Origin of the sequence: Winogradskyella sp. Asnod2-B02-A, assembly GCF_045063645.1 — a bacterium.
Taxonomy (GTDB): Bacteria; Bacteroidota; Bacteroidia; order Flavobacteriales; family Flavobacteriaceae; genus Winogradskyella.
In genome coordinates this window covers 2,377,955-2,396,067 of sequence record NZ_JBEFOG010000027.1, presented here as the reverse complement: position 1 = coordinate 2,396,067, position 18,113 = coordinate 2,377,955, and the positions used below count along the sequence as shown (strand labels likewise).

The following is an 18,113-nucleotide window of genomic DNA, read 5'->3' as shown; positions in this document are numbered from 1 at the left end:
AGAAGCCTTTTTTTTTAAAATCAACTATTACTGTTTTAATTAGAAACTATTATTCTTTTGGAGACAGTTCTACCATTGTCGCTAGATAAATTTAAGATATAAGTACCACTCACTACTTTTGATACATCAATATTAAATGTAGAATGATCAACGTCTAACTTCGATTCCATTATTAGTCTGCCATCTAGATTATACAATTTATAAGACTGAATATTAGTAGAATTATGAACTTTTACATTTACATTATCTCGAACAGGATTAGGATATATGGTTACATTATTTTGTAAATCAGCGTCATCTACAGATAAAACTTCAGAACCAAAAAACTCAATTTCTCCAACTGCATTCCATGGACTTGCTCTAGAATCACCTGCACTATTAAATCTTCCATAACCTAATAATTTCACATAACGTGCATTATCATCTACTTCATATAAGTTAAAATCTGTAGTATTAGTAGCTGTTAATAATAAATCACCTGTTACTGGCAGTACAATAGAAAAATCTGACTCATCAGTTCCTGTAGTAGATACCAAAACTTGAAAACCAAACGCATCGGATTTATTAGTAGTAGTAAATTGAATTAAATTAAGAGCATAAATACTAGCCAAATCATAAATAATATACTCACCATCACCTTTATAATCTCCAGATAAAACCTCGCCATCGTCGGCAGCCCAAACAGAGCTATTATCTTTGTCTAAAGTATTTGTTGCGTAATTAAATTTGTCAACACCGTTTACTTCTTCTTTTGAAAAAGAATGAACAAAAACAGGATCTTCACCCTCAACGCCTGTATTAATAAGATCATACAAATCTGTTAAATCTGCTCCATCTTGTGTTACATTTAACTGTCTTACAATATCACTACCACCAGAATCTTGTGTAAAAGTTACTGAACCAGTTCTACTAGTAGTATCTGTATTTTCAGTTACAGTAATAGAAACTGTTGCATCACCATTACCAGAACTAACATCAATAGATATCCAACTATCGTTAGACATTGCCGTCCAACTCACATTTGCATAAATAGAAATATCATAACTGTTTGCATCAGGAGCAAGTGTTGGTAAACTACCAATCGTTAAAGACTCAGGTATTTCTATAGTACAATCTCCATCAGTAATATTACCTCCTAAATTATTTAAAAAACAAGCACCAATTCCGTAGCCTACCATATCATCTGTTGTAGGTTCGTAAACTCCCATATCTGCTCCTTTACCTGTTGCTCCTGCACCCGAAAAAGTAAATATTTCTCCATCTGCAGTTGCTGCAATTCCTGTTTCTTCTGAGAAACCTCCATTAGATTCTCCTAAAGCGCTTCCTGTATAAACGTTTCCTGAATATGCTAAAGTTGTACCAAGATCAGCATACGATGATGCTGTATCACCAGAAATAACATCTGATATATTAGCATTACCTGTTGTAAAGTAGATTAAGTTATTAGCAACTGTTCCTGTAGGATCTGTTGATCCTTTATCCGTATTATAAAATAAAGGAGCATTTGTATTTATAATAGTATTATTAGAAAGATTGATATTTTCAACTTTTTGATAATCACTAGAATTATTATCAGAAGTACAAGGCACTGAATTATTAGCACTTCCACCTAAAAACGTTATTCCATTATTCCACTTAGCCTGATCAATAACTGTAATACAATCTTGAATATAATTATTAGTTATGGTATGTTCACTGTCTACAATCCTAATGCCTCCAGTGCCATCAACATCTTCACCTAAAAAATAATTTCCATCAACTGTAGCGTTAGAACCGTGTCTTAACACCAAAGAACCTCTACATCTTCTAAAAGTGTTATTAATGTAAGAATTGTTTTTACTTTTATTGGTAATAATTTCATTTTCACCATCAGCTTCTACAAAATAGTTGTTACTAACCATAGTACTACTATCCACATTTTGATAAGAACTTGTACCAATACGTATAGTCTCACTATCTCCAGCATTGGTTAACGACGCATCAATTTTTTCATAATTATAAAAATAATTATTACTAATTGTATGTCCTACGATGTCACAACTCGTATTAACCTCAGGCTCACCATCGTCTACTGGAGGATAAGCATTGTAAGCCAATTCTACTAAAACCATATTACCAGAACTAATTTTATTCATAAATGAACAGTTAATTACGGTATTGTATGTTCCATAAAGCATTACCCAATTATGTTTAACGCTTGTACCTGTTTCCATATCATCTGGATCAATTCCTAAACCATCCATAGCACAATTTTGCATTATACTATAATTAGCATAGTCTTCACCATCTCTAAATTCAACCACTTTACTAGATCCATAACCTCCTTGCCAATGAAAACCATCAATAATAACATGATCTCCACCAATACTCATATTTAAACCACCTGTAAATTTAACACCTCCTGGAGTTTGTGCTCTAAATGTAATTGGCATGGCTGCAGTACCAGTTGTTGGCGAAAATTTAATTCTTTCATCTGTAGAATAAACTCCATCTGCTAAAATAACAGTATCACCAGCAGCAAGTGTATCAAACAAATCTTCGAGAGCGTCTATATCATCAAGATTAGCTACGTTATATGTGGTTTGCGAATACAAACCAATCGTAGACAACATTAAAACTATAAACGTAAAAATACATTGGGACTTAAGATTGTAAAAAGTTTTCATAAGCATTAAAGTTATTTAGTTTTTATTTAATTTAGTATATGATTAAAAAAATTGGATTACCAATCTGGTTAACCAGTTAGAATGATTTAAAAGTAGAAAAAAAAACTTAATAATTAAATTATTTTAACGCGCTTATTGAAGATTTAGCAAAAAACAAAGGCTTTTTTTAATAAGTTACTTCTTTTTAGTTGCCATATTTGAAAATCCCTTTTATTTTCATAATTTGCAATGTTATAATAGCTTTACATAAATGACACAAGTAACTAGACTTTTTGACTTTCCATATTACCAATTAGAACATAAACCAAACGCTAAAGCATTGGTTACCAAATACGATGGAAAATGGGAAGCAACTTCCACGCAAGAATACATTGATAAATCGAATGCTATTAGTAGAGCTTTATTAAGGCTTGGTATTCAAAAAAATGATAAAATTGCAGTTATTTCTACTACAAATAGAACAGAATGGAATATAATGGATATTGGAATACTCCAACTTGGAGCTCAAAATATTCCTATATATCCAACTATTTCTGCAGAAGACTATGAGTATGTTTTAAACCATAGTGAATCTATATATTGCTTTGTTTCTGATAAAGATGTTTTAGAAAAAGTTAGAAAAGTACAAGCTAACACAAAAATTAAAGAGGTATATTCTTTTAATCATATTGAAGGTTGTAAGCATTATTCTGAATTATTAGAACTTGGTAAAGACCAAAGTAATCAACCAGAAGTTGAAGCACGAAAAGATGCCGTAAAACCTGAAGATTTAGCAACAATAATTTATACTTCAGGAACAACAGGAAGACCAAAAGGAGTGATGCTATCGCATTGGAATATTACCAGTAACGCTTTAGACAGTTCGCCTAGAGTACCATTAAAAGAAGGTGAAACACGCATATTAAGTTTTTTACCTATTTGCCACATTTTTGAACGTCTATTAATTTACGTTTATCAATATGCTGGCACATCTATTTACTTTGCTGAAGGCATTGATAAAATTGGTGACAATGCCAAAGAAATTAAACCTAACCTAATGAGTGTTGTTCCTCGATTACTTGAAAAAGTTTTTGATAAAATAATGTTTAAAGGAGAAGAATTATCTGGTATCAAAAAAGGATTATTCTTTTGGGCAGTAAGATTAGCTGAACGTTGGGAACCTTATGGTGCAAATGGTGGTTGGTACGAATTTCAATTAAAAATAGCCAATAAACTAATATTTACCAAGTGGCGTGAAGCGCTTGGTGGAGAATTAGGCACAATGGTTTCTGGTAGTGCTGCTTTACAACCAAGATTAGCAAGAATTTTTGGAGCTGCCAAAATGCAAGTTATGGAAGGATATGGTTTAACTGAAACATCACCAGTTGTGGCAGTTGGAATGTATAAAAATCATGGATACAAAGTCGCTACAGTTGGTAAACCTATTGATAATGTTGAAGTTAAAATTGCAGACGATGGAGAAATCTTAATAAAGGGACCAAACGTAATGTTAGGCTATTATAAAGACCCAGAAAAAACGGCTAGCGTAATGTCTGGAGATTATTTTCATACAGGAGATAAAGGTATTATTGATGCAGAAGGCTTCTTAAAAATTACAGGTAGAAAAAAGGAAATGTTTAAAACCTCTGGTGGAAAATATGTGATTCCACCACTCTTAGAGAACGATATGAAGCAGTCTCTTTTCATAGAACAAATTATGGTGATTGGAGAAGGTGAAAAAATGCCTGCAGCTTTAATTCAACCAAATTTTGATTTTATTCGAGATTGGATAGATTTAAAAAAACACAATGTTGGTAAAACAGATGCTGAAATTGCAAATTCAGATATTGTAATTAAGCGTATTCAACAAGAAATTGATAAATACAATAAACATTTTGGTAAATGGGAACAAATTAAACGTTTTGAACTCACACCAGATGTTTGGTCTATTGATGGTGGACACCTTACTCCTACTATGAAAATGAAACGCGCCATCATAAAAGACATTTATCAAGATCTTTACGACAAAATCTACCGTTCGTAATATTTTGAAGTTAAAACTTGGAGTAAAATCATCTGAAATATTAGGATTAATCGAGAATTAAAAACGCTTAATCGTTGATATAAAACACTTTACATTAAATTTCATATCTTAGAGTAAATCAACCGCTAAATCCTAAGATTATGAAAACCAAGACATTTATCGTTGCTGGCATTTGTGGAGGCATCACCAATTGGCTACTTAGCTCGTTGAGTTATGGAATTATCCTAGCAGATTACTTCGCACAACCAAATGAAAGTAAGCGAGCGTTCATTTATTTATTTTTAGGTTGCTTAGCTCTAGGATTTTTCTTGTCTTATTTTTATAATCGTTGGGCGCAAATTTCTACCATTTCTACAGGAGCAAAAGCAGGTGGTTTCTTTGGTTTATTTATAGCATTAACTTCTGGTTTTACAAAAATGGCAATGGACACATCTATTACAACCGAACTATTTACGTTAGATATTGCTGTGTCAATTTGTATTACAGCAATTACAGGAGGAATAATTGGCTTCATTAACAACAAAGTACGATAATCGCAAAATAAATGCCTTAAAAATAGACTTCTAAAAATTATTCGATACAATTATTGAAGTATCATCAATATAATATTTTCTTAATTTATTATGCGTGCATAGTATTTTTTACTATCTTTGGTAACCAATCACATTGCATGAAAGATAAAACAATAGATTATATACTGAGAACCACATGGTTAGCAGTTAACAAAATGTATAACGAAGAAGCTTCACAATTTGGAACTACAATGGCTACTGGATTTGCATTATTAAGTATAGATCCAGAAAAAGGAACCCCTTCAACATCTTTAGGACCAAAAATGGGAATGGAAGCAACTAGTCTTTCTAGAACCTTAAAAACTATGGAGGAAAAAGGGTTAATAGAACGCAAACCTAATCCAGAGGATGGTAGAGGTGTTTTAATCTTTTTAACCGAATTTGGAAGAAAAAAAAGAAACTATTCTAAAGAAAAAGTATTGACTTTTAATGAAACTATTAAAGCAAATGTTTCTGCAGAAGAGTTAGCCAATTTTCAGAAAGTAGCTGAAGTTATTAATAATATGATTTCAAATAAACAGATATATAATAAAAAAGAACACATTTTAAAATAATATGAGCAAACGTAGAATTAAAAAAGTTGCGATTATTGGTTCCGGAATTATGGGATCTGGTATCGCGTGTCACTTCGCCAATATTGGTGTAGACGTATTACTATTAGATATTGTTCCTAGAGAACTAAACGACAAAGAAAAAGCTAAGGGTTTAACCTTAGAGGACAAAGTTGTAAGGAATAGATTAGTAAATGACGCCTTAACAGCCTCTTTAAAATCGAAACCCTCTCCTATTTACAGTCAATCTTTTGCAAGTCGAATCACTACAGGTAATTTAGAGGATGACATTGCTAAAGTTGGAGATGTCGATTGGATAATGGAAGTTGTAGTGGAAAGATTAGACATCAAAAAAATGGTGTTTGAAAACTTAGAGAAATACCGTAAGCCAGGAACGTTAATTACTTCTAACACATCTGGTATTCCAATAAAATTTATGAGTGAAGGTCGTAGTGAAGATTTCCAGAAGCATTTCTGCGGAACGCACTTCTTTAATCCAGCACGTTACTTAAAATTATTCGAAATTATTCCTGGACCAAAAACTGATGCGTCTGTTCTTGAGTTTTTAAATGAATATGGAGAAAAATTCTTAGGAAAAACATCTGTTGTTGCTAAAGACACACCTGCTTTCATCGGAAACAGAGTTGGTATTTTCAGCATACAAAGTTTATTTCATACGGTTAAAGATTTAGATTTAACGATTGAGGAAGTAGACAAATTATCTGGTCCAGTTATTGGTCGTCCAAAATCGGCAACCTTCCGTACAGTTGATGTTGTAGGTTTAGATACTTTGGTTCACGTAGCCAATGGTATTAGAGAAAACTGTCCTAACGACGAACGTTTAGAGTTATTTGAATTACCAGATTTCATCAATACTATGATGGAAAACAAATGGTTAGGAAGCAAAACAGGACAAGGTTTTTATAAAAAAACAGTTTCAGCTGAAGGGAAAAAAGAAATTCTTTCTCTTGACTTAAACACATTAGAATACCGTTCTGCTAAACGCGCAAAATTTGCAACTTTAGAATTAACGAAAACGATTGATAAAGTTGTAGACCGTTTTAAAGTATTAGTAAAAGGAAAAGATAAAGCTGGTGAGTTTTACAGAAAAAGCTTCACAGCATTATTTGCTTACGTATCTAATCGTATTCCAGAAATTTCAGATGAGCTTTACAAGATTGATGATGCTATGAAAGCTGGTTTTGGTTGGGAACACGGACCTTTTCAAATTTGGGATGCTATTGGTGTAGAAAAAGGTATAGAATTAATGAAAGCTGAAGGTTTAGAACCTGCTGCTTGGGTTAATGAGATGATTGCTTCTGGTAACACATCTTTCTATTCTGTAAAAGAAGGCGCTTCTTATTTTTATGATATCGCTTCTAAAAAACAAACTAAAATACCTGGTCAAGACAGTTTCATCATCCTTGATAATATCAGAAAAACAAACGAAGTGTTTAAAAACTCTGGTGTTGTTATCGAAGATATAGGTGACGGCATCCTTAACCTAGAATTCCAATCTAAAATGAACACTATTGGTGGAGATGTTTTAGCTGGATTGAATAAAGCTATTGATTTAGCCGAAAAAGATTTCGCCGGATTAGTAGTTGGTAACCAAGCAGCAAACTTCTCTGTTGGTGCAAACATCGGAATGATTTTTATGATGGCTGCAGAACAAGAATATGATGAGCTTAACATGGCTATTAAATACTTCCAAGATTCAATGATGCGTATGCGTTATTCTTCTATCCCAACTATCTCTGCGCCTCACGGCATGGCTTTAGGTGGTGGTTGTGAATTATCATTACACGCAGATAAAGTAGTTGCAGCAACAGAAACATACATGGGACTTGTAGAGTTTGGTGTTGGTGTTATTCCTGGTGGTGGTGGTTCTAAAGAAATGGCTTTAAGAGCACAAGATCTTTTCCATAAAGGTGATGTACAATTAAACGTTTTACAAGAACATTTCTTAACGATTGGTATGGCAAAAGTATCTACTTCTGCTTACGAAGCTTTCGACTTAAACTTATTACAAAAAGGAAAAGATGTTGTGGTTGTAAACAAAGACCGTCAAATAGCAGTTGCAAAACAACATGCTTTGTTAATGGCTAATTCAGGGTACACACAACCCGTAAAAAGAGATGACGTTTTAGTTCTTGGTAAGCAAGCATTAGGTATGTTTTTAGTAGGAACAGACTCTATGGAAGACTCTAACTACATTTCTGAACACGATATGAAAATCGCTAATAAATTAGCTTACGTAATGGCTGGTGGAGATTTATCTGAACCAACACGCGTAACAGAACAATATTTATTGGATTTAGAGCGTGAAGCTTTTTTAAGTTTATGTACAGAACGTAAAACTTTAGAACGTATTCAGCACATGTTAACCAAAGGGAAACCGTTAAGAAACTAAGAAAAATGAAAACAGCATATATAGTAAAAGCATATAGAACCGCAGTTGGTAAAGCACCAAAAGGCGTGTTCCGTTTTAAAAGAACAGATGAATTGGCAGCCGAAACCATCAAATATATGATGAAGGAATTGCCAGGTTTAGACCCTAAGCGTATTGACGATGTTATTGTTGGTAATGCAATGCCAGAAGGTTCTCAAGGATTAAATATGGCACGTTTAATCTCATTAATGGGATTAGATATTGTGGATGTTCCTGGTGTAACGGTCAACCGTTTTTGCTCTTCTGGAGTAGAAACAATTGGGATGGCTACGGCAAAAATACAAGCCGGAATGGCAGATTGTATTATTGCTGGTGGAGCAGAAAGTATGAGTAGCGTACCAATGACAGGTTTTAAACCAGAATTAAACTACGATATCGTAAAATCTGGTCATGAAGATTATTATTGGGGAATGGGAAATACTGCAGAAGCTGTTGCAAAACAGTTTAAAGTATCTCGTGAAGACCAAGATGAGTTTGCATATAATTCGCATATGAAAGCCTTAAGAGCACAAGCTGAAAATCGTTTTCAAGATCAAATTGTACCCATTGAAGTAGAACAAACTTACATTGATGCAAACGGAAAGAAAGCTACAAAATCTTATACCGTAACGAAAGATGAAGGACCTCGTGCAGGAACTAGCAAAGAAGCTTTAGCAAAATTAAGAGCCGTATTTGCTGCTGGTGGAAGTGTTACAGCTGGTAACTCGTCACAAATGAGTGATGGAGCTGCTTTTGTAATGGTAATGAGTGAAGACATGGTAAAAGAACTAGGTTTAGAACCAATTGCAAGAATGGTAAACTATGCAGCTGCAGGTGTTGAGCCTCGTATTATGGGTATTGGACCAGTAAAAGCAATTCCAAAAGCATTAAAACAAGCAGGTTTAAAACAAGACGATTTATCTTTAATTGAGTTGAATGAGGCTTTTGCTTCTCAATCTTTAGCAGTAATTAGAGAATTAGGTCTTAACCCAGATATTATTAACGTAAATGGTGGTGCCATTGCATTGGGTCATCCATTAGGATGTACAGGTGCAAAACTATCTGTACAACTTTTTGATGAAATGCGTAAGCAAAACATGAAAGGAAAATACGGAGCAGTAACCATGTGTGTTGGTACAGGTCAAGGTGCTTGTGGAATATTTGAATTCCTTAATTAAGAATCAAGACGCTTAGAAACGAGATTAAGAAAACTAGAAACCATGCATAATTTCAATAAGCTAAAAATTTGGAATGAAAGCATGGCATTAGTTTCAGAATCTTATAAAATCACTAGAAGTTTTCCAAAGTTTGAAACGTATGGCATAATCAATCAAATGAATAGATGTGCTGTGTCTATTCCTTCAAATATATCTGAAGGAACAAGTAAAAGTTCAGATAAACAATTTGCTAATTATTTAGAGCATAGTTTAAATTCTGCTTTTGAATGGGAAACACAACTGAATATCGCTTTTAATGAAAGTTATATTTCAGAAGAAAAATTTAAAGAATTAGAAGACAAAATAAAACAAATACAAAAAATGATTTCAAGCTTCAAATCCGGACTTAAGCTGTCTTGATTCTTGGTTCTAGAAATCTTAAAATCTAATAAAAAAATGGCAGATTTAGAAAAAGACATCTTAAGAGGTGGTCAATTCTTAGTAAAAGAAACAAATTGTGAAGATGTGTTTACTCCTGAAGATTTTTCAGAAGAGCAAACCATGATGAAAGAATCCGTAATGGAATTCAACGATCGTGAAATTATTGCACACAAACCAAGATTTGAAGCTAAAGACTATGCTTTAACTGAAGAAGTAATGCGCAAAGCTGGTGATATGGGCTTTTTAAGTGTTGCTGTTCCTGAAGCTTATGGTGGAATGGGAATGGGATTTGTATCTACAGTATTAACCTGTGACTATATTTCAAGCGGAACAGGTTCTTTTAGTACCGCTTTTGGTGCGCATACAGGTATTGGTACCATGCCAATTACTTTGTACGGAACAGAAGAGCAAAAACAAAAATACGTACCAAAATTAGCTTCAGGTGAGTGGTTTGGCGCTTACTGTTTAACAGAACCAGGTGCTGGATCTGATGCTAATTCTGGTAAAACAATAGCTACACTTTCAGATGACGGAAAATCTTATAAAATTAACGGTCAAAAAATGTGGATTTCAAATGCAGGTTTCTGTAGTTTAATGATTGTTTTTGCTCGTATTGAAGATGATAAAAATATCACAGGATTCATCGTTGAGTATGATGGGGAAAATCCAAATGGAATTACTTTAGGTGAAGAAGAACATAAATTAGGTATTCGTGCCTCTTCTACACGTCAAGTATTTTTTAACGATACTGTAGTACCAGTAGAAAACATGTTAGCTGGTCGTGGTGAAGGATTTAAAATTGCGATGAATGCTCTTAATGTTGGTCGTATTAAATTAGCTGCTGCTTGTTTAGATTCTCAGCGTCGTATTTTAACTACGGCTGTAAATTATGCTAAAGAACGTAAACAATTTAAAACACCTATTGCAGATTTTGGAGCTATTAAAGTAAAGTTAGCCGAAATGGCTGCAAGTGCTTATGCTGGTGAATCTGCAACTTATAGAGCTGCTAAAAATATTGAAGACAGAATCGCTATGCGTGAAGCTGCAGGTAATTCGCATCAAGAAGCAGAACTTAAAGGTGTTGAAGAATACGCTATTGAGTGTTCTATCTTAAAAGTTGCAGTCTCTGAAGATGTACAAAATGCTGCAGATGAAGGTATCCAAATTTTTGGTGGTATGGGATTCTCTGAAGAAACACCAATGGAAGCTGCTTGGAGAGATGCACGTATTGCTCGTATTTATGAAGGTACTAACGAAATCAACAGAATGTTAGCTGTAGGCATGTTAGTTAAAAAAGCAATGAAAGGTCATGTTGATTTATTAGGTCCTGCTTCAAAAGTACAAGAAGAATTAATGGGTATTCCTTCATTTGAAACTCCTGATTATTCTGAATTATTTTCTGAAGAAAAGCAAATGATTGCAAAACTTAAGAAAACATTCTTAATGGTTGCTGGTGGAGCTGTTCAAAAATTTGGACCTCAACTAGAAGAGCACCAACAATTATTAATTGCTGCAGCAGATATCTTAATTGAAATCTACATGGCAGAATCTGCAATTTTAAGAACAGAGAAAAACGTGAAACGTACTAGCGAAAAAGAGCAATCTGCTCAAATCGCAATGGCTAAATTATATTTATATCACGCTGTAGATATCGTAGAAGAAAAAGGAAAGGAAAGTATTATTTCTTTTGCTGAAGGCGATGAACAACGTATGATGTTAATGGGACTTAAACGTTTCACAAAATATGCTAACTATCCAGATATTGTAGATTTACGTATAGAAATTGCAGAAAAAGTAAAAGCAGAAAACAAATACTGCTTCTAATATTACAATAATTAGACTAACTCAAATAATTCTAATTATAAAGCCAATTCTTCCAATGTAATAGTTGGATTGAATTGGCTTTTTTAGTTTAGTTACTATTTCTAATTTCTAATAACCCTTCGTATATAGATTTTGCAATTTTTAATTGTTCACTTTTATCGGTAAGCACTACCCTATCTCTTTCATTGGTAAGAAAACCTAACTCTAGATATACTCCAGGAACTGTTGTATTCTTTAAAAGATAAAATCCTGATGCTTCTTTAACACCTCTACTAGAAAAATTATCTAGTTGGTGCTCAATTAAAACATCTGCATATTTAAAACTAGTTTCAGCATCTTGATGTTTAGGATTGAAATAAGCTTCTGTTCCGCGGATAGACACATCACTATGCGCATTACAATGTAAACTTAAAAACAAGTTTGGTTTTATATTGTTTATAAAATCTGCTCGCTCACTTAACTCCAAAAACTCATCATTATTCCGAGTTAATACAATTTCAACCTTGTCATCGCTAAGGGAGGCTAATAAATTTGTAATCTGAAGAATAATTGTCTTTTCAACTTCATGTTCGCTTAAATGCCCTGAATCTTTTCCTCCATGTCCTGCGTCTATAACAACCACTAATGGCTCACTAGATAATGTATCATCTATATCTTTACAAGAACTAAGTGCAAAAATACCTGTAAAAAGAAAAATGACTGAGGTAATTTTTAAAGTACGATTGAATACTGACGATTTTGATTGATGTAACATAATAATTCGATTTTTGATTTGAATGAAATTAAATCCGCTAGTTAGAGGAACACGGTTTTCCTTTTGTCCTAAATTGATAATGGTATTAGAATAATTTTCAATATCAATGCCTGATAAGACGGACTTTTCATCAGCGATAAATTCGTGATTTTGTAAGACTGCTTTCTTATACAACCAGATAAATGGATTAAACCAAAACACACAACTCAATAATTCTAATAGTATAATATCTATCGTATGTAATTCTTCACTATGTACAGTTTCATGTGCAATAATACTTTCGTAATCACCTATAGATAGTGCGTGATATTTAGGAATAAACATATAATTGAAAAAACTAGACACCATATTAGAGTCCTGAATTTTTATTAGTTTAAGATGGCCTATTGTTTCATATTCCAATCTAGTAAGTTTGTATATCTGAAGTAGATTCCTTGAAAATCGAATGATGAATAAAAAAGAAATTAGGCCATAAATAATCTTAACTGGATTGGCACGATAAGGATTAACAATTACCTCCTCTCCTATTGTGACATTATCTACAGTATCTATTATAACGTTTGTCTCAGTAAATTTATCTAACTGAATTTGTGTAATGCTTGGAACGGCTTTAAATAGTTCAAATTCTAAAAATGGAGCTACAAAACATAGCACCAAAGCGCTTAAAAGAAAAAACCGATTAAACTGAAATGTTTTTTGTCTTCTAAGTAATAAGAAATATACCGCGTAAGAACAGCCTAAACTAATAATGGTATAAACGAAATAACTAATCATTGGCTTTCTTTTGATCCATTTTCTGTTTTAATAAAACCTGAAGTTCTTCTAACTCTTGCATAGATAAATCCGCATTTTTAGTAAAAAACGACGCAAATTGTGCTTTAGAATCATTAAAAAAATGCTGAATCATTCCATTAACTTGTTTCGTAAAATAATCGTTCTTTTTAAGAATAGGAAAATATTGTTTGTCTCTACCTAAACGTTCAAAACCAATATAATCTTTATCTGTCATACGTTTTAACAACGTAGAAATAGTTGTATAAGCTGGTCTTGGCTCAGGAAATTTCTCTACAATATCTTTCATAAATCCTTTTTCAAGCATCCATAGATACTTCATAATTTGAAGTTCAGATTTATTTAGTTGTTTTATATCCACAATTATAGTTTTAATACTACAAATGTAGTAATAAAAAATTAATATGCAAATGACTCATAAAATTTCTATCTTTAAACAAACTATTTTACAATGCGCTATTTATTCATATCCTTACTTTTATTACCATTAATCGCTATCTCACAAACTGATACCGAAATATTTTTATTTGATATAGAAGCTACAAGCACAACAATTTCAGTTAAAAACGGCATGAACATTTCTAATAACATAGGCTACGATAGTCAACCTTCATTTTTAGATGATCGCTATGTTGTGTTTCCTTCAACTAGAAATGAACAAACAGATATTGCCAAGTACGATACGAGATATAACGGTAAAATTTGGATTAATTTTTCTGAAGGAAGCGAATATTCACCTTTAAAAATCCCTAACAAGCACGAGTTTTCGGCAGTAAGATTAGATAAAGATGGCAAACAGCGTTTATATGCTTATAGCTTAAGCAATGGCAAATCTTCTGAACTTATTAAAGATTTAGTCGTAGCATATTATACTTGGTTTGACGAGAACACCATTGTTTCTGCAGTGATAGAAAATGACCAACTTAACTTATATGTATCAAATCTAACCACAGGTACAAACAAAAAAATAACGTCAAATGTTGGGCGTTCATTTCACAAAATTCCAGATTCTGATTTAGTAAGTTTTATTTCAAAAACAAATAAAAACCAATGGCAAATTAAATCTTTAAATCCAAAGACCGGTAAAGTCAAAATTATTGCCAACACACTTAAGGGTGTTGAAGATATTTGTTGGTTAAATAGTAAAACACTCCTTCTAGGAAAAGACAATATACTTTATAAATTAAGACTTCAAAAAGATAATAATTGGAAAAAAATAGCAGATCTATCCACTTTCGGAGTTACAAAAATCACTCGTTTAGCCACTAATGCTTCTGGAACAAAACTACTTTTAACAGGAGATATTATTGTTGATACAACTGCTACTGAAATTGCTGAGGAAACCATTGTAGATAATTCTGATGCTACCAGAATTGCAATGGAAGAAAATGCTATAAAAATTGTTCAAAAACACATTGAACCATTTAACAATAGACAATTAGATGAATTTGTGTACACTTTTGACTCCAATATACTTGTTAATAGATTTCCTAGAGCAAAAATGTATTCTGGCCGTAATATGTTAAGAGAGCATTACCGCTTATTTTTCAAAAAAAATAAAAAATCACACGTTAAGGTTATCAATAGAATGACACATAAAAATATGGTGATTGATGAAGAATTGGTAACTATAGATAATACCACTAGTAGACAGGTTACTATTTATGAAACTGATGCTGATAATATTAAAATAATGACCTTTATTAGCAACTCTAAAACAGATGCTAACCCTGAATATATTGTAGACGAGCAACTAGAAGTTTATAACAACAGAGATATTAATGGCTTTGTAAAAACTTATGCTGATGATGTTATGCTATTTACATTTCCTTACACGTTAAATACAGAAGGACATGAAGCTTTAAAAAACCAATATGCTGCTTTTTTTAAGAGCACTCCTGATCTTAATGCAGAAATCGTTAATAGAATTGTAATAGGTAATAAAGTGATTGATAAAGAAAAGGTACTAGTTAATGGAAAAACAATTTATGCTATTGCTATTTATGAAATTCAAAACGGATTAATTTCTAGAGTTACTTTTATACAATAATGTAACATCTTAATACTTTTATAGACAAATAGTTACACAACCAAATACTACCTATACGTCTTTACTTTCTGAAACTAACCGCAATAGACTATTTTGGGTTTTAATACAATAAAGTGAATTTAAAAATCAAAAAGGAAAAGCTGAATCGCTAGACGAGAGTCTCCGATGGTTTTAGACCTACATTGGCCATGTTTTTTTATCATTTCAAAAATATCCGATTGAAAATTTAAAATTGTTAAACGTGCTATGAGCCTATTGGCACTTGGACTTATTATTTTATTTATAACCGGTTTGTACCATGTAATTTTTATATTTACTTGATAATATTAAAACAAACTCGATGAAACTCTTACTGATCTTTCTAATTACTTTTACCTTAACTAGTAAAGCACAAACAAGTAAAGTTCTTGAGCCCAAACTAGAAAACATTGCATGGATTGCTGGCACCTGGCATGGTGAAGCCTTTGGTGGCATCACTGAAGAAATATGGAGCGAACCTTCTGGTGGATCCATGATGGCAACATTTAAATTAATTAACGACGGAAAAGTAACTTTCTACGAAATAGAAGTAATCCGTGAAGTCGAAAATTCCCTAATACTTCAATTAAAACATTTCGGTTCAGACCTTAAAGGTTGGGAAACGAAAGACGAAACTATCGACTTTCCTTTAAAAGAAATCACGGAAAATAAAGTTGTTTTTGATGGTATGTCTTTTGAAAAAGTTAGTGCTACTGAAATGAATGTCTATGTAGATATTAAAGACAAAGGCAAAACAGAAACCGTGACTTTCAACTACAAAAAAACAATTGTAAAACCCAAGCAAATAAATCAGTTCATCCACGTTAAACGAGCGAAAACCAAACCAATTATAGATGGAAAAGCTGATGATGACATTTGGTCTCACACTATTTGGCTACCATTAAATGAATTATGGCTTGGAAACCCTTACACTAAAGAAGACTATTCTGGTCGTTATAAATTATCTTGGGCAGAGGATGGTCTATATCTCTTAGCTGAAATTAAAGATGATATACTTATTGACAATAATCCAGATCCATTAGTCGCATGGTGGGACGATGATTGTTTGGAGGTTTTTATAGATGAAGATAATAGTGGTGGAAAACACCAATTTAATCATAATGCGTTTGCCTATCATATTGCTTTAGATGGCAATGTGGTTGATATGTCTACTGAAAAAACAGGGAAATTGTACAATTCCCATATAGAATCGAAACATATTACAAAAGGGAACACAACACTTTGGGAAGTTAAAATTTCGTTATTCAATGACACTTATAAAGACGATGCCGAGAATACACCATTAAAATTAGAAATTGGTAAAGTTATGGGATTCGCTTTAGCCTATTGCGATAATGATACTAGTAAAACGAGAGAAAATTTTATTGGTTCTGTCTTTGTAGAAGGTGTAGATAAAAATCGCGGTTGGATAGATGCAAATATTTTCGGAACTTTAAGACTAAGTTTTTAAAAATTATGAGATATCTATTTTTGCCTTTTATTATTCTTTTTTCCTCAGTAATCTATGCTCAAACCGACCAAAAAATCTATGATATAATAGAGAACATTTCTGAAGATAATTTACGTAAAGATGTACAAACGCTTGTTAATTTTGGAACAAGACATACACTTAGTGATACTATTTCTAAAACAAGAGGCATTGGAGCTGCACGACGTTGGATAAAGTCAGAATTTGAAACTATTTCAAAAAATTGCAACGATTGTTTAGAGGTTTTCTATCAAACTAACCTTGTTAAAAAAGGTGAAAATCAACGTATTGTAAACGATGTCAATGTCGTAAATGTTGTTGCTATTCAAAAGGGAACCAAATATCCAAACCGTTTTATTATAATGAGTGGAGACATCGATTCGAGAGTCTCAGATCCAAATGATTTCACATCTGATGCACCAGGTGCTAATGACAATGCCACAGGTATGGCAGGAGCCCTAGAAGCTGCTAGAGTGTTGTCTCAATATAAATTTGAGAATAGTATTATCTATGTAGGACTTTCAGGTGAAGAACAAGGCTTGTTTGGCGGAAAAGGATTAGCCAAATATGCCAAAGAAAATAATTGGGATATTATTGGAGTTCTAAATAATGACATGATTGGCAATATCTCTGGTGTAGACGGAGTGATTGATAATAGAACCTTCCGAATTTTCTCAGAACCAATTACCACCTCAGAAACAGATCCAGAAGCATTAGCAAGTCAAGCTAGAGCTAGACGATTTTACGGAGGTGAAGTTGATGGTATATCCCGACAATTAGCACGCTATACTTATAATACAACGAAGACCTATATGCCAGAAATGAATCCAATGCTGGTTTATCGTTTAGATCGTTTTGGTCGTGGTGGTCATCACAGACCTTTTAATGATGCTGGTATTGCTGGTATCAGAATTATGGAAGCTCACGAAAATTATACTCAACAACATCAAGATATTAGAACAGAAAGCGGAATTAATTACGGAGATACTTTTGAGCATGTTAACTTTCCGTATTGCAAAAAATTAACTGCAGTCAATGCCATCACAATGGCTAGCCTTGCTTCTGCTCCACCATCTCCAACCGAAGTTGGTATTGGAGGTATTGTTGAAGCATCTGCAAAATTACAATGGAATAAAGTTGAAGGTGCTAAAGGTTATAAAATCTATTGGAGAGATACCACTTCGCCAACTTGGGATCACAGCCGTTATGTAGAAGATGTAACCGAGTTTACTTTAGAAGGTATTGTTATTGATAATTTCTTTTTTGGAGTGGTAGCTGTAAGCGTAGATGGACATGAAAGTGTTGTTGTTTTTCCTAATAAAATTATGAGATAAACACCAATAAA

13 protein-coding genes are annotated in these 18,113 nt (G+C 32.9%); 10 read left to right on the top strand and 3 right to left on the bottom strand.

Going from position 1 to position 18,113, the window contains the following annotated elements; translation table 11 throughout:
* Positions 1 to 35: 35 nt before the first annotated feature.
* Entirely contained in the window at positions 36 to 2,666 is a 2,631-nt protein-coding gene (locus ACJJVO_RS18245; protein WP_405576731.1) for a chondroitinase-B domain-containing protein, read from the bottom strand.
* A gap of 250 nt (positions 2,667 to 2,916) precedes the next feature.
* On the opposite strand from ACJJVO_RS18245, the gene ACJJVO_RS18240 reads away from it, so the two are divergent.
* From ACJJVO_RS18240 to ACJJVO_RS18210, 7 genes are all read left to right on the top strand, one after another.
* Entirely contained in the window at positions 2,917 to 4,689 is a 1,773-nt protein-coding gene (locus tag ACJJVO_RS18240; protein ID WP_405576729.1) for an AMP-dependent synthetase/ligase, read from the top strand.
* Between the two features lie 140 nt (positions 4,690 to 4,829).
* On the top strand, positions 4,830 to 5,222 hold the full coding sequence (locus ACJJVO_RS18235) for a hypothetical protein (RefSeq protein ID WP_405576727.1): 393 nt from the start codon (positions 4,830 to 4,832) through the stop codon (positions 5,220 to 5,222).
* A 137-nt stretch (positions 5,223 to 5,359) separates the two neighbouring features.
* Positions 5,360 to 5,815, top strand: a complete 456-nt coding sequence (locus tag ACJJVO_RS18230) for a MarR family winged helix-turn-helix transcriptional regulator (RefSeq protein WP_115818333.1) — start codon at positions 5,360 to 5,362, stop codon at positions 5,813 to 5,815.
* Position 5,816: 1 nt separating this feature from the next.
* The gene (locus ACJJVO_RS18225) at positions 5,817 to 8,225 is read left to right on the top strand and encodes a 3-hydroxyacyl-CoA dehydrogenase NAD-binding domain-containing protein (protein WP_405576725.1); all 2,409 of its coding nucleotides are present in this window, start codon (positions 5,817 to 5,819) and stop codon (positions 8,223 to 8,225) included.
* A 5-nt stretch (positions 8,226 to 8,230) separates the two neighbouring features.
* Positions 8,231 to 9,421 (top strand): acetyl-CoA C-acyltransferase, encoded by a 1,191-nt coding sequence (locus ACJJVO_RS18220; protein WP_405576724.1) that lies wholly within the window; start codon positions 8,231 to 8,233, stop codon positions 9,419 to 9,421.
* 42 nt (positions 9,422 to 9,463) lie between these two features.
* Positions 9,464 to 9,820 carry a four helix bundle protein gene (locus ACJJVO_RS18215; RefSeq protein WP_405576722.1) on the top strand — a complete coding sequence of 119 codons (357 nt, stop codon included), beginning with the start codon at positions 9,464 to 9,466 and terminating at the stop codon, positions 9,818 to 9,820.
* A gap of 36 nt (positions 9,821 to 9,856) precedes the next feature.
* Complete coding sequence (locus ACJJVO_RS18210) at positions 9,857 to 11,665, top strand: acyl-CoA dehydrogenase family protein (RefSeq protein ID WP_405576720.1); 1,809 nt, start codon at positions 9,857 to 9,859, stop codon at positions 11,663 to 11,665.
* Between the two features lie 88 nt (positions 11,666 to 11,753).
* Here the strand turns inward: ACJJVO_RS18210 and ACJJVO_RS18205 are convergent, their stop codons facing one another.
* Positions 11,754 to 13,193 (bottom strand): N-acetylmuramoyl-L-alanine amidase, encoded by a 1,440-nt coding sequence (locus tag ACJJVO_RS18205; protein ID WP_405576719.1) that lies wholly within the window; start codon positions 13,191 to 13,193, stop codon positions 11,754 to 11,756.
* The gene (locus ACJJVO_RS18200) at positions 13,186 to 13,572 is read right to left on the bottom strand and encodes a BlaI/MecI/CopY family transcriptional regulator (protein ID WP_405576717.1); all 387 of its coding nucleotides are present in this window, start codon (positions 13,570 to 13,572) and stop codon (positions 13,186 to 13,188) included. The genes ACJJVO_RS18205 and ACJJVO_RS18200 overlap by 8 nt, the downstream gene beginning before the upstream one ends.
* A 90-nt stretch (positions 13,573 to 13,662) precedes the next feature.
* On the opposite strand from ACJJVO_RS18200, the gene ACJJVO_RS18195 reads away from it, so the two are divergent.
* The 3 genes from ACJJVO_RS18195 to ACJJVO_RS18185 all read left to right on the top strand — a co-directional run bounded on the left by ACJJVO_RS18195 (position 13,663) and on the right by ACJJVO_RS18185 (position 18,102).
* Positions 13,663 to 15,261, top strand: coding sequence for a nuclear transport factor 2 family protein (locus ACJJVO_RS18195; RefSeq protein WP_405576715.1), 1,599 nt, complete (start codon positions 13,663 to 13,665; stop codon positions 15,259 to 15,261).
* 340 nt (positions 15,262 to 15,601) lie between these two features.
* Positions 15,602 to 16,750 (top strand): DUF6265 family protein, encoded by a 1,149-nt coding sequence (locus ACJJVO_RS18190; RefSeq protein WP_405576713.1) that lies wholly within the window; start codon positions 15,602 to 15,604, stop codon positions 16,748 to 16,750.
* A gap of 5 nt (positions 16,751 to 16,755) precedes the next feature.
* Positions 16,756 to 18,102, top strand: a complete 1,347-nt coding sequence (locus ACJJVO_RS18185) for a M28 family peptidase (protein WP_405576711.1) — start codon at positions 16,756 to 16,758, stop codon at positions 18,100 to 18,102.
* Positions 18,103 to 18,113: the final 11 nt, after the last annotated feature.